General features: G+C 65.6%; 12 protein-coding genes and 1 pseudogene. 6 read left to right on the top strand and 7 right to left on the bottom strand.

Annotation, left to right across the window (positions count from 1 at the left end; translation table 11 throughout):
* Window positions 1-162: 162 nt before the first annotated feature.
* From gap to secG, 4 genes are read left to right on the top strand one after another with little or no spacing between them, the layout of a single operon-like run.
* A complete protein-coding gene (gene gap, locus MHEC_RS14430; RefSeq protein ID WP_048891780.1) occupies window positions 163-1,182 on the top strand; it encodes a type I glyceraldehyde-3-phosphate dehydrogenase in 1,020 nt (339 codons plus the stop codon).
* A 2-nt stretch (window positions 1,183-1,184) separates the two neighbouring features.
* Window positions 1,185-2,396: a phosphoglycerate kinase gene (locus MHEC_RS14425; protein WP_048891781.1), complete on the top strand. Its 1,212-nt coding sequence runs from the start codon at window positions 1,185-1,187 to the stop codon at window positions 2,394-2,396.
* Between the two features lie 14 nt (window positions 2,397-2,410).
* Window positions 2,411-3,196, top strand: a complete 786-nt coding sequence (gene tpiA / locus MHEC_RS14420) for a triose-phosphate isomerase (RefSeq protein WP_048891782.1) — start codon at window positions 2,411-2,413, stop codon at window positions 3,194-3,196.
* Window positions 3,197-3,220: 24 nt separating this feature from the next.
* The gene (gene secG, locus MHEC_RS14415; RefSeq protein ID WP_003920216.1) at window positions 3,221-3,454 is read left to right on the top strand and encodes a preprotein translocase subunit SecG; all 234 of its coding nucleotides are present in this window, start codon (window positions 3,221-3,223) and stop codon (window positions 3,452-3,454) included.
* A gap of 33 nt (window positions 3,455-3,487) precedes the next feature.
* On the opposite strand, the gene MHEC_RS14410 is transcribed toward secG, so the two are convergent.
* Complete coding sequence (locus MHEC_RS14410; RefSeq protein ID WP_048891812.1) at window positions 3,488-3,865, bottom strand: hypothetical protein; 378 nt, start codon at window positions 3,863-3,865, stop codon at window positions 3,488-3,490.
* 124 nt (window positions 3,866-3,989) lie between these two features.
* Between MHEC_RS14410 and MHEC_RS14405 the strand changes: the two genes are divergently transcribed.
* Window positions 3,990-4,493, top strand: coding sequence for a cupin domain-containing protein (locus MHEC_RS14405; RefSeq protein ID WP_071700126.1), 504 nt, complete (start codon window positions 3,990-3,992; stop codon window positions 4,491-4,493).
* Between the two features lie 190 nt (window positions 4,494-4,683).
* On the opposite strand, the gene pgl is transcribed toward MHEC_RS14405, so the two are convergent.
* The 6 genes and pseudogenes from pgl to tkt form a co-directional block, all read right to left on the bottom strand.
* A complete protein-coding gene (gene pgl / locus MHEC_RS14400; protein WP_048891784.1) occupies window positions 4,684-5,436 on the bottom strand; it encodes a 6-phosphogluconolactonase in 753 nt (250 codons plus the stop codon).
* Window positions 5,433-6,344 (bottom strand): glucose-6-phosphate dehydrogenase assembly protein OpcA, encoded by a 912-nt coding sequence (opcA, locus tag MHEC_RS14395; RefSeq protein WP_071700125.1) that lies wholly within the window; start codon window positions 6,342-6,344, stop codon window positions 5,433-5,435. The genes pgl and opcA overlap by 4 nt, the downstream gene beginning before the upstream one ends.
* Window positions 6,345-6,357: 13 nt before the next feature.
* Window positions 6,358-6,431, bottom strand: a pseudogene (locus MHEC_RS25085) (hypothetical protein); the annotation flags it as partial.
* Between the two features lie 15 nt (window positions 6,432-6,446).
* A complete protein-coding gene (gene zwf / locus MHEC_RS14390) occupies window positions 6,447-8,012 on the bottom strand; it encodes a glucose-6-phosphate dehydrogenase (RefSeq protein WP_201399589.1) in 1,566 nt (521 codons plus the stop codon).
* The gene (gene tal, locus MHEC_RS14385) at window positions 8,009-9,127 is read right to left on the bottom strand and encodes a transaldolase (protein ID WP_048891787.1); all 1,119 of its coding nucleotides are present in this window, start codon (window positions 9,125-9,127) and stop codon (window positions 8,009-8,011) included. Before tal ends, zwf begins: the two co-directional genes overlap by 4 nt.
* On the bottom strand, window positions 9,124-11,235 hold the full coding sequence (gene tkt, locus MHEC_RS14380; protein WP_201399587.1) for a transketolase: 2,112 nt from the start codon (window positions 11,233-11,235) through the stop codon (window positions 9,124-9,126). The genes tal and tkt overlap by 4 nt, the downstream gene beginning before the upstream one ends.
* 234 nt (window positions 11,236-11,469) lie before the next feature.
* Here tkt and MHEC_RS14375 point away from each other — a divergent pair, with 234 nt between their 5' ends.
* Complete coding sequence (locus MHEC_RS14375) at window positions 11,470-12,393, top strand: heme o synthase (RefSeq protein ID WP_201399585.1); 924 nt, start codon at window positions 11,470-11,472, stop codon at window positions 12,391-12,393.
* Window positions 12,394-12,478: the final 85 nt, after the last annotated feature.

The raw sequence follows: 12,478 nt of genomic DNA, 5'->3' as shown, positions 1-12,478 counted from the left end.
CACGGGGCTGGTTTGGTGGCGACCCGCTGCGCCCGGCTTCGCCGCGCTTGCGGTCGCCGCACCACCCGTTCAGGTGGCGACCCGCTGCGCCCGGCTTCGCCGCGCTTGCGGTCGCCACTAGGCTGGCCCAGGGAGACCACCAGCGACTGAGGAGAGATCGACGTGACGGTCCGAGTAGGCATCAATGGCTTCGGTCGAATCGGACGCAACTTCTATCGCGCCCTACTCGCCCAACAGGAGCAGGGCATCGCCGACGTCGAGGTGGTGGCCGTCAACGACATCACCGACAACGCCACGCTGGCGCACCTGCTCAAATTCGATTCGATCCTGGGCCGGCTGCCCCAAGACGTGGGCCTGGAAGGCGAGGACACCATCGTCGTCGGCACCAAGAAAATCAAAGCGCTCGAGGTCAGGGAAGGGCCGGCCGCCATGCCGTGGCGTGATCTCGGCGTGGACGTTGTCGTCGAATCCACCGGGCTTTTCACCAACGCCGCCAAGGCCAAGGGCCACCTGGAAGCCGGCGCCAAGAAGGTCGTCATCTCGGCTCCGGCCACCGACCCCGACATCACCATCGTGCTCGGTGTCAACGACGACAAGTACGACGGCAGCCAAAACATCATCTCCAACGCTTCGTGCACCACGAATTGCCTTGCGCCACTGGCCAAAGTGCTCAACGACGAGTTCGGCATCGTCAAGGGGCTGATGACCACCATCCATGCCTATACCCAGGACCAGAACCTGCAAGACGGACCGCACAAGGACCTGCGCCGTGCCCGTGCCGCCGGGCTGAACATCGTGCCGACCTCGACCGGTGCCGCCAAGGCCATCGGGTTGGTGATGCCGGAACTCAACGGCAAGCTCGACGGGTACGCGCTGCGGGTCCCGATCCCGACCGGCTCGGTCACCGACTTGACCGCCGACCTGTCCAAGTCGGCCAGCGTCGAAGAGATCAACGCCGCGTTCAAGGCCGCCGCGGAGGGCCGGCTCAAAGGCATCCTCAAGTACTACGACGCGCCGATCGTGTCGAGCGACATCGTCACCGACCCGCACAGCTCGATCTTCGACGCCGGCCTGACCAAGGTGATCGACAACCAGGCCAAAGTGGTGTCCTGGTACGACAACGAGTGGGGCTACTCCAACCGTCTCGTCGACCTTGTCGCCCTGGTTGGCAAGTCGCTGTAGCCGTGAGCATCAAGACCCTCGAAGAGCTTCTCGCCGAAGGCGTCTCGGGTCGCGGAGTTCTGGTGCGTTGCGACCTGAACGTGCCCATCGATGACGGCACCATTACCGACCCGGGTCGTATCGCCGCGTCGGTGCCGACACTGAAGGCGCTCGCGAACGCCGGCGCCAAAGTGGTCGTTGCCGCGCACCTGGGCCGGCCCAAAGGCGGTCCGGACCCGAAGCTGTCGCTGGCGCCGGTCGCGGCCGCGCTCAGCGAGCAACTCGGCCAGGACGTGCCGCTGGCCACCGATGTGGTTGGTCTCGACGCGCGGGCCAGCGCCGAAGGGCTGACCGCTGGTGAGGTGCTGCTGCTGGAAAATGTGCGCTTCGACCCCCGCGAGACCAGCAAGGACGACGGTGAGCGGCTCGCCCTGGCCCGCGAGCTGGCCGAATTGGTCGGAGACGACGGCGCTTTCGTGTCCGACGGGTTCGGAGTGGTGCACCGCAAGCAGGCCTCGGTCTACGACGTGGCGACGCTGTTGCCGCACTACGCCGGAAAATTGATCGCGGGGGAGGTGAAAATTCTTGAACACCTCACCAGCTCCACCGAACGCCCATATGCCGTGGTGCTCGGTGGCGCGAAGGTCTCCGACAAGCTCGGCGTGATCGAAAAGCTGGCGACCAAGGCCGACAGCATCGTCATCGGCGGCGGTATGTGCTTCACATTCCTTGCCGCCCAAGGCCATTCGGTAGGCACCTCACTGGTGCAGCCGGAGATGATCGATACCTGTCGCCGGCTATGCGAAACCTACGCGGACGTGCTCCGGCTGCCGGTGGACATTGTCGCGGCCGAGAAGTTCGCCGCCGATTCACCGTCGGAAGTCGTTGCTGTCGATGCGATTCCCGACGACAAGATGGGTCTGGACATCGGGCCGGAGTCAGTCACCCGGTTCGCGGCCCTGCTCTCCAACGCCAAGACCATCTTCTGGAACGGCCCGATGGGGGTCTTCGAGTTCCCGGCATTCGCCGCCGGCACCAAAGGCGTCGCCGAAGCGATCGTCGCGGCCACGGCCAAGGGCGCGTTCAGCGTGGTCGGCGGCGGCGACTCGGCAGCCGCGGTGCGCGGGCTCAACCTTCCCGAGGGCGCGGTCTCGCACATCTCCACCGGCGGCGGCGCGTCACTGGAATACCTTGAGGGCAAAGAACTGCCCGGTCTAGCGGTGTTGAACACCTGACACAAAGGAGTCCGATGAGCCGCAAGCCGCTGATCGCCGGCAACTGGAAAATGAACCTGAACCATTTCGAGGCGATCGCGCTGGTGCAAAAGATCGCGTTCTCGCTGCCCGACAAGTACTACGACAAGGTCGACGTCGCGGTGCTGCCACCGTTCACCGACCTGCGCAGCGTGCAGACCCTGGTCGACGGTGACAAACTGCGGCTGACCTACGGTGCCCAGGACTTGTCGCCACATGACTCCGGCGCCTACACCGGCGACATCAGCGGGGCATTCCTGGCGAAGCTGGGCTGCACCTACGTCGTCGTCGGGCACTCCGAGCGGCGTACCTACCACAACGAAGACGACGCGCTGGTGGCCGCCAAGGCCGCTGCTGCCCTCAGACACGGGCTGACCCCGATCGTGTGCATCGGTGAGCACCTCGACGTGCGCGAGGCCGGTGACCACGTAGCCCACAACGTCGAGCAGCTGCACGGCTCTCTTGCCGGGCTTTCGCCGCAACAGATCGGCACCCTTGTGATCGCCTACGAGCCGGTGTGGGCGATCGGGACCGGGCGGGTGGCGAGCGCGTCCGACGCTCAGGAGGTGTGCGCGGCGATCCGCAAAGAGCTGGCTGGGCTGGCATCACCGCAGCTCGCCGAGACCGTGCGGGTGCTCTACGGCGGCTCCGTTAACGCGAAGAACATCGGCGACATCATCGCCTGCGACGACGTCGACGGCGCCCTGGTCGGCGGAGCGTCACTGGACGGCGAAGAGTTCGCCAAGCTGTGTGCCATCGCCGCCGGCGGACCGCTGCCGTAGCAGTGTTCCGGTAATCTGTCGGCCATGGAGCTGACCCTGCAGATCATCCTGGTGATCACCAGCGTGCTGGTGGTGTTGCTGGTGTTGCTGCACCGCGCCAAGGGTGGGGGTCTGTCGACGCTGTTCGGTGGCGGCGTGCAGTCCGCGCTGTCTGGGTCCACGGTCGTGGAGAAGAACCTGGACCGGTTGACACTGTTCGTCACCGGCATCTGGCTGGTGTCCATTATCGGGATGGCGTTGCTGATCAAATACCGCTGAACGCGACGGCGCCGGTCAACGCCGGCCCGGGAACTATCGCACCGTACGGTTGCGTAACGCGTTGAGCACGCCGCGCACCGCGTGCTCGGTCGCTGACAACGGTGCCATCACCGCCTCGGTCAGATCGACGATGTGCTCGACGCGCCCAACGATCACCTCCATCCGGTCGACCACGCCGTCGAGCCTCGGCGCGAGCTCGTCAAGTTTGCCCAGCGTGGTGTTCAGGTGTTCCAGACTGTTCTCGAAGGTGTCCAGAGCGCCGTTGAGGCCCGACAGCGATGTATTCATGTCGGCCAGCACGCCCTCGAGCTGTTGGACCGTGAGGTCGGCGTTCAACGCGGCTTGTGCGAGAGTTTTCAGCCGCTGCCGCTCGGAGCCGGTGCGGGCGGATTTTTCTGCCATGACGGCCATTATGCGCAGGCCCGCGCGCCCAGGGGCGGGACGGACCAAACCCCAGGCGGATGATTGGATCGAAAAGTGCTGGCTCATGGTCAATTCACCGCGCAGCCAGGGGTCGGCGGTATCTGATGGGGTCATGACCCTTCAGAACGACGATTCGTCGCCTACTGCGGTGATTCTCACCCCAGAGGTTCAGCAGGCACTGTGGTTTCTCGGTGCGCTGGTCCGTATTCGCGCGGGCGGGGACGCGACAGCTGGGAGCTTGGCGGTGCTCGAACACCAGGGGGGCCGTGGCTACAACAGTCCGATGCATCGTCATCTGGTCGACGAGGAAACCTTCTTCGTCATCGACGGCGAAGTGCGCATCGAGGTCGGTGGCCACGTGCACCTTGCCGGAGCCGGCGCGGTGGCGTTCTTGCCCCGACAGCGCCCGCACGGCTTCGTGGTAACCAGTCCGCAGGCCCGGTTCCTCACGCTGCACACCCCCGCCGGCTTCGACCGGTTCGCCCTTGCTGCCGGAACGGCCGTCAGCACCACCGACCCGATGCCACCCGAAACGGTGCCGCCCGATCCGGCGGCTCTTGCGGCCTTGGCGAGTTCCTACGGCATCGAGATCGTGGGTCCGCCCCCCGCACTGTGAGGGGCTGGAAGCAGCCGGGGGAACCGGAGGAGCGGACGCTACGTCAAACGGGTGTGCGGCAACGACAATGCGTCAGCAAGGTGCGGCCTCCGCAAGGAAGCATCCGCGACCCCGAACGCGACATCAGACGGCGAGCCGATGACTACACGGCCGGCTATGCCGACGCCCGGGCTGAACGGGGGCGCCCGTGCTAGCGAGCGCCATCCGGGAGCTTGGCCGCGGCAGCTAGGTCGAGCAGCCACACCGTGTTCTCCCGGCCGATGGCCCCCGCGGCCGGCACCGCCACGGGGTCGGCGCCGCCGATCGCGGCGGCCACGGCGTCGGCCTTCTCCGAACCGGAGACCATCGTCCAGACTTCGCGGGAGCGCTGAACAGCAGGCAACGTCAACGTAATTCGCTGCGGCGGAGGTTTTGGTGAATCGGTGACCCCCACCACCAACCTGGTGGTCTCACGCACCGCCGGGGTGTCCGGGAACAGCGAATTGATGTGCCCCTCGGGCCCGACGCCCAGCAGATGGACGTCGAAGTCCGGGGCTGGCTGGCCCGGCGGCGCGTACGCCGCGAGAACGTGCTCGTAGGCCAGGGCCGCGGCGTCGAGGTCGTTGCCGAATTCGCCGTCGCTGGCCGGCATCGGGTGCACGTTGCGCGCGGGGATGTCGATGTGATCCAGCAGGGCCGCACGGGCCTGTTTGTCGTTGCGCTCGTCGTCGTCCCGGGGCACGTAGCGCTCGTCACCCCAGAACAAGTGCACCTTCGACCAGTCGACGCGCCCGCTTTGCTCGCTGAGCTTGCGCAGCAGCCGGTTGCCGTTGCCGCCGCCGGTCAACACGATCAGTGCTTGGCCCCGGGCCGCCACCGCCGCTCCGATGGCACCGACCAGCCGATCGCAGGCCGCCTCCGCCAGTGCCTCGGGGTCGGGATAGGTCTGTACGACGGTGCTCATATGTACTCCACCTGACCGATACCTTTGAGTGCCTCCAGATAGATGGCGTCCGGGTCCAACCGACGCAGATCTTCGGCCAGGCACTCACGAGTTTCCCTGCGCGGCAATGGAACCAGTGCATCCGGCTTTGCCGTGCGGCTCAGCGTCGCCGTCAATCCCTCCTGCGGCCGGCTCAGCGTCACCGTCTCGGTGGGGCGAACCAGCTCGACCTTGAGGTCGCCCACCGCGCGGTGCACCGGCCCGTCGATCCTGCTGGCCAGCCAACCCGCCAGGACATCGAGCGCCGGCTCGGTTTTGAGTCCCGAAACCAGCGCGGAGGTGATCGGCTCGTGTGGCGGCTGATCGATCGCCGAGGCCAGCAATGCACGCCAATACGTGATGCGGCTCCAGGCCAGGTCGGTGTCGCCGGGGGTGTAGCCGGGCAGTCGGCTCTTGATCGCCGACAACGGGTCCAGCCCGTTGGTGGCATCGGTGATGCGGCGGATCGCCAACTGGCCCAACGGATCTTGAGCGGGCACCGCGGGAGCGATGTCAGGCCACCACGCCACCACCGGGATGTCGGGCAGCAAGAAGGGCACGACGACGCTGCCGGCGTGATCGGCGAGCGGACCCGAGAGTCTCAGCACCACCACTTCGCCGGCTCCGCTGTCACCGCCGGCGCGCAGCTGCGCGTCCAGCCGTGCCTCCGGCGCGTCGCGGTCACCGGTCATCACGACGATCACCCGGCTGGGGTGCTCGTGGCTGGCGAAATTTGCGGCTTCGATGGATTCCTCGACGACGGCGTCGCTGTCGGGCACGATCACCAACGTCAATACCCGGCCCAACGTCACCGCGCCGACCCGTTCGCGTAGTTCGTCGAGTTTCTTGTTGACCGCGGTGGTGCTAGTGTCCGGCAGATCTAGTATCACGGGCGCCGCTCCTCCTCATCGCTGCGCTCTGCATCGTCGCCGGCGCGGATCACGGGCGCCGCTCCTTCTCATCGCTGCGCTCTGCATCGTCGCCGGCGCGGATCACGGGCGCCGCCATTCCCGACCGGTGCGGCGCAGCAACTCGAACGACGCCGCCGGACCCCAGGTGCCGGCCTGGTACGGCTCGGGCCTTCCGTGCGCTGCCCAGTTGTCCAGAACGGGATCCAAGATTTCCCAAGCTAACTCGACTTCGGCGTTGACCGGGAACAACGACGGTTCCCCGAGCAGGACGTCGAGGATCAGCCGCTCGTAGGGTTCAGGTGAATCCTCGGCGAACGCCGAGCCGTAAGAGAAGTCCATATTGACGTCGCGGACCTCCATCGCGGTGCCCGGCACCTTGGAGCCGAACCGCAACGTGACCCCTTCGTCGGGCTGCACCCGGATCACCAGAGCATTCGCGCCCAGCTCGTCGGTCATGGTGGCGTCGAACGGTAGATGCGGTGCCCGTTTGAAGACCAGTGCGATCTCGGTGACCCTGCGGCCCAATCGTTTTCCAGTGCGCAGGTAGAACGGTACCCCCGCCCACCGGCGGGTATCGACCTCCAGCGTGATCGCAGCGAAGGTCTCGGTAGTCGAGTCCTTCGCGAAACCCTCCTCGTCGAGCAGCCCCACCACGCGCTCACCGCCCTGCCAACCGGCGGTGTACTGGCCCCGGCAAGTGGTTTCGTCCAGCGGCTCAGTGAGCTGCGTCGCCGAGAGCACCTTAATCTTCTCGGCCTGCAACTGCGACGGCTGGAAACTCACCGGCTCCTCCATGGCGGTCAGCGCCAACAGCTGCATCAGGTGGTTCTGGATGACGTCGCGGGCCGCACCGATCCCGTCGTAGTAGCCGGCACGCCCACCCAGCCCGATGTCTTCGGCCATGGTGATCTGGACGTGATCGACGTAGTGCGCGTTCCAGATCGGGTCGAACAGCTGGTTGGCGAAGCGCAGCGCCAGGATGTTCTGCACCGTTTCCTTGCCCAGATAGTGGTCGATGCGAAACACCGACTCCTCCGGGAAGACGCTGTTGACCACCTTGTTGAGTTCGCGTGCGCTGTCCAGGTTGTGGCCGAACGGTTTCTCGATGACGACCCTGCTCCAGCGGCCGTTCTGCGGGCGGGCCAGCCGGGAGCGGTGCAGCTGCTCGCACACCACGGGAAAGGCCTTCGGCGGAATGGCCAGGTAGAAGGCATGGTTGCCGGCGGTGCCGCGCTCGATGTCGAGCTTCTCCAAACATTCTGCCAACCGGCCAAACGCCTCGTCGTCGTCGAACGTGCCTGGCACAAACCGGAATCCGTCGGCCAGCCGCTCCCATACCACCTGGCGAAACGGCGTGCGGGAGTGCTCTTCGACCGACTCGTACACTACCCGGGCGAAATCCTCGTGATCCCACTCGCGGCGGGCGAACCCAACCAGCGCGAAAGTGGGTGGCAGCAGGCCACGGTTGGCCAGGTCGTAGATGGCCGGCATGACCTTCTTGCGGGCCAGGTCGCCGGTCACCCCGAAAATCACCATTCCGCAGGGACCCGCGATCCGGGGCAACCGCTTATCTCGCTTGTCCCGCAGCGGGTTTTGCCACTGCGCGGCGGCTGCCGCGCGCGCGGCATGCCGGCCGGCCGGGCTCATCGGGAAGCGGACTCGAGCTGAGCCTTGGTCTCCTTGAGCAACTCGTCCCACGAGGCGACGAACTTCTCCACACCCTCATCCTCGAGCACTGTGAAGACGTCGGTGAGGTCGACGCCGATCGCCTCCAACCTGTCGAACACCTCCTGAGCCTCCGCCGCCCTGCCGGTCACCGTGTCACCTGTGATAACACCGTGATCGGCGACCGCGTCAATCGTCTTCTCCGGCATGGTGTTCACCGTATTCGGGGCGACCAGCTCGGTGACGTACATAGTGTCCGGGTACTCAGGATTCTTGACACCGGTCGAGGCCCACAGCGGACGCTGCACCCGTGCACCGTCGCGCTTGAGCGTCTGATAACGCTCGCCGCCCTCGAACACCTCCTGGTAGGCGGCGTAGGCCAGCCGGGCGTTGGCGACACCAGCCTTGCCGCGCAATGCGAGCGCCTCTTCGGAGCCGATCTTCTCCAACCGGTTGTCGATTTCGGTGTCCACCCGGGAAACGAAAAACGATGCCACCGAATGGATCTGCGACAGGTCGCGGCCAGCCTCCTTGGCTTTCTCGAGCCCCGTCAAGTACGCGTCCATGACTTGACGGTGGCGCTCGACCGAGAAGATCAGCGTAACGTTCACCGAAATCCCTTGCGCAATTGCCGCACTGATAGCGGGCAGGCCCGCCTTGGTGGCCGGGATCTTGATGAAAAGGTTCGGGCGGTCGACGATCTTCCACAGCATGCCGGCGCGCTCGATCGTCTTCTCGGTATCGTGCGCCAGCCCCGGAGCAACCTCCAGCGACACTCGCCCGTCAACCCCGTCGGAGGCCTCCCACTGCGGCTTCAGCACGTCGCACGCCATCCGCACGTCGTCGGTCACGATGGTACGAACGGCGGAGTCGACGTCGGCGCCGCGCTTGGCCAGTTCGGCGATCTGTTCGTTGTAAAGGTCGCTGCCCGCGATCGCCTTCTGGAAGATGGTGGGGTTACTGGTGACACCGACGACGCACTTGGTGTCGATCAGCTCCTGCAGATTGCCGGACTTGATCCGGTCGCGTGACAAGTCATCCAACCAGACGGACACACCTGCCGCGCTCAAGGCGGCGAGATTGGGATTCTGAGTCATTGATTTGCCCTTCTTCTGGAGTTGTCCAGTGCTCGTTCGGCCGCGGCAACGACGGCTTCTGCGGTGAAGCCGAATTCCCGGTACAGGGTCTTGTAATCCGCTGATTGCCCGTAGTGCTCGATCGATACGATTTGCCCGGCGTCACCAACGATTTTGTGCCAGGGCATTGCGACGCCGGCCTCGACGGCGACGCGGGCCGCGACATTCTTCGGCAGCACGCTTTCCTGGTAGTCATACGGCTGGGACTCGAACCATTCGACACACGGCATCGAAACCACCCGCGCGGTAACGCCCTTGTCATTCAACAGTTTTTGGGCCGCGACGGCGATTTGTACTTCGGAGCCGGTGCCGATCAGGATGACATCGGGCTGGGCGGCACCGGTGTCGCCCAGCACGTAGCCGCCGCGGGCGACGCCTTCGAGGCTGGTGCCCTCCAATACCGGGACATCCTGCCGGGTCAGGATCAGCCCGACCGGCCCACTACCGTTGCCGCGGGCCAGGATCGTGCGCCACGCGTAGGCGGTTTCATTGGCGTCGGCGGGACGCACCACCGACAGCTTCGGGATGGCACGTAGCGCGGCCAGATGCTCGATCGGCTGATGGGTCGGGCCGTCCTCACCGAGGCCGATCGAATCGTGGGTCCACACATAAATGGTGTCGATGTCCATCAGCGCCGCCAGCCGCACCGATGGGCGCATGTAGTCGGAGAACGTCAAGAACGTGCCGCCGTAGGCGCGAGTGGGGCCGTGCAACACGATGCCCGACAAGATCGCACCCATCGCGTGCTCGCGCACACCGAAATGCAAAACACGGCCATACCACGTCGCGGTGAACTCCTTGGTGGAGATCGACGGCGGACCGAAGGAGTCGGCGTCCTTGATCGTGGTGAGGTTGCTTTCGGCCAGATCGGCGGAGCCACCCCACAACTCGGGAAGTTTCGGTGCCACCGCGTTGAGTACCGCACCGGACGCTTTACGGGTAGCCACCTCGCCCGAACCGGGATCCCAGTGCGGCAAGTCGGCGTCCCAGCCGTCGGGCAGCTTGTGCGCCAGCAGCCGATCCAGCAGTGCCTTGCGCTCCGGCTCGCGCCGGGCCCACGCGTCGAACTCGGGTTGCCAGCGTTCGTGGGCAGCCCGGCCGCGGTCAATCAGCTTGCGGGTGTGGGCCAAAACCTCGTCGCGTACTTCAAACGTCTTGTCCGGATCGAACCCGAGCACCTTCTTGGTGGCAGCCACCTCCTCTTCGCCAAGCGCCGCGCCGTGCGCTTTGCCGGTGTTCATCAGGTTCGGTGCGGGATAGCCGATGATCGTGCGCAGTTCGATGAACGACGGCCGGTCGGTGACGGCTTTCGCGTTGGCGATGGCTTCCTCGATCCCGACCACGTTCTCGCCGCCCTCGACGTGCTGCACATGCCAGCCGTAGGCGCGGTAGCGCTCGGCGGTGTCTTCGCAGAGCGCGATGTTGGTGTCGTCCTCGATCGAAATCTGGTTGTGGTCGTAGAACACGATGAGATTGCCGAGCTGCTGCACCGCGGCCAGCGACGACGCCTCGGACGTCACACCCTCCTCGATGTCGCCGTCGGAGGCGATCACATAGATGTAGTGGTCGAACGGGCTGGTTCCGGGTGGGGCGTCGGGATCGAACAGTCCGCGTTCATAGCGCGACGCCATCGCCATCCCGACCGCCGATGCCAGGCCCTGACCGAGCGGGCCGGTGGTGATCTCAACACCCCTGGTGTGACGAAACTCCGGGTGGCCCGGAGTCTTCGATCCCCAGGTCCGGTACGACTGGATGTCGGAAAGCTCAAGCCCGAAGCCGCCGAGGTAGAGCTGGATGTAGAGGGTCAGGCTGCTGTGTCCGGCCGATAACACAAACCGGTCGCGGCCCAGCCAGGTGGGATCGCTGGGATCGTGGCGCATCACCCGCTGAAAGAGGGTGTAGGCCAGTGGGGCAAGGCTCATCGCCGTCCCGGGATGGCCGTTGCCGACCTTCTGAACCGCATCGGCGGCCAGCACCCGGATGGTGTCGACCGCCAGCGAATCGATATCGGTCCAATCGTGTGGGTGGTGCGGCTGGGTAAGCACGGAGATGTCGTCAAGCGTGGTCACAAGCTCAGTCCTCGGTTCGACAAGCTGGTTCATTCCCACCCTAGTGGGGGATCACTGCACCCTGCAGATGCAACTCTCGTCGTACCACGCCCCGCCGCTGCGGAAACAGCGTATGACCGACGCGATCATGTGCAATCGGTGACGAATCGACCCTGCGGTAAGGGTGCCGCAGTCACCCGGTCTACCATCGTCTGTAGTAGAAGCTGCGCGCTGCTGCGATCGAGGAGTTATTGCGTGAGCGTTCGCGGGCGCGTCGCGCCGGGCCGGATGAGTCGACAGCGCGTGCTGGCATATCTCGCGTTGACCAAGCCGCGCGTCATCGAGCTGCTTTTGGTCACCGCCATACCGGCGATGTTGCTTGCCGAGCGCGGCACGGTGAATCCGGTGCTGATCGCCAACACCCTGATCGGCGGGATGCTGGCCGCGGGGGGTGCCAACGCGCTCAACTGCGTGGCCGACGCCGACATCGACAAGGTGATGAAGCGGACCGCGCGGCGGCCGTTGGCGCGAGCGGCCCTGCCGACGCGCAACGCACTGGTGTTCGGCCTGGTATTGAGCGTGGGGTCGTTCTTCTGGCTGTGGTGGACGACCAACCTGCTGTCCGGGCTGTTGGCCGTCGCCACGATCGCCTTCTACGTGTTCGTCTACACGTTGCTGCTCAAGCGCCGCACTTCTCAGAACGTGGTCTGGGGCGGGGCGGCCGGCTGCATGCCGGTGATGATCGGCTGGTCGGCGGTCACCGGCACCATCGGCTGGCCGGCAGTGGTGATGTTCGCGATCATCTTCTTCTGGACCCCGCCCCACACTTGGGCGCTGGCCATGAGGTACAGGGACGACTACAAAACCGCCGGAGTGCCGATGCTGCCGGCTGTCGCCACCGAGCGACAAGTGACCGGGCGGATTCTGGTCTATAGCTGGCTCACCGTGTTCGCGACGCTGGTGCTGGCGCTCTCGGCCGGCTGGCTGTATGCCACGGTTGCGGTGCTGGCCGGGGTGTGGTTCTTGACGATGGCGCACCAGCTTTATGCCGGGGTGCGCGGTGGCGAGCCGGTCAAGCCGTTGCGGCTATTCCTGCAGTCGAACAACTATCTGGCGGTGGTGTTCTGCGCGCTGGCGCTCGATTCCGCGCTGAATCTGCCCACCCTGCTGGGCAACTGATCGCAGCCTCGTCGAACCCAGCAAATACCCCATACCCCGACCGGGTCTTGTCCTACGACGTCGCGTCGTATTGAATGCCGGGCGG

Origin of the sequence: Mycobacterium heckeshornense (assembly GCF_016592155.1) — a bacterium.
GTDB lineage: Bacteria > Actinomycetota > Actinomycetes > Mycobacteriales > Mycobacteriaceae > Mycobacterium > Mycobacterium heckeshornense.
This window is presented reverse-complemented; position numbering and strand designations above follow the sequence as displayed.

What these genes read in the sequence shown, in the direction of transcription:
- tal (WP_048891787.1), bottom strand. Translation starts at nt 9,127, where the DNA reads ATGACTCAGAATCCCAATCTCGCCGCCTTGAGCGCGGCAGGTGTGTCC.
- zwf (WP_201399589.1), bottom strand. Translation starts at nt 8,012, where the DNA reads ATGAGCCCGGCCGGCCGGCATGCCGCGCGCGCGGCAGCCGCCGCGCAG.
- MHEC_RS14405 (WP_071700126.1), top strand. Translation starts at nt 3,990, where the DNA reads ATGACCCTTCAGAACGACGATTCGTCGCCTACTGCGGTGATTCTCACC.
- secG (WP_003920216.1), top strand. Translation starts at nt 3,221, where the DNA reads ATGGAGCTGACCCTGCAGATCATCCTGGTGATCACCAGCGTGCTGGTG.
- MHEC_RS14410 (WP_048891812.1), bottom strand. Translation starts at nt 3,865, where the DNA reads ATGGCCGTCATGGCAGAAAAATCCGCCCGCACCGGCTCCGAGCGGCAG.
- tpiA (WP_048891782.1), top strand. Translation starts at nt 2,411, where the DNA reads ATGAGCCGCAAGCCGCTGATCGCCGGCAACTGGAAAATGAACCTGAAC.
- pgl (WP_048891784.1), bottom strand. Translation starts at nt 5,436, where the DNA reads ATGAGCACCGTCGTACAGACCTATCCCGACCCCGAGGCACTGGCGGAG.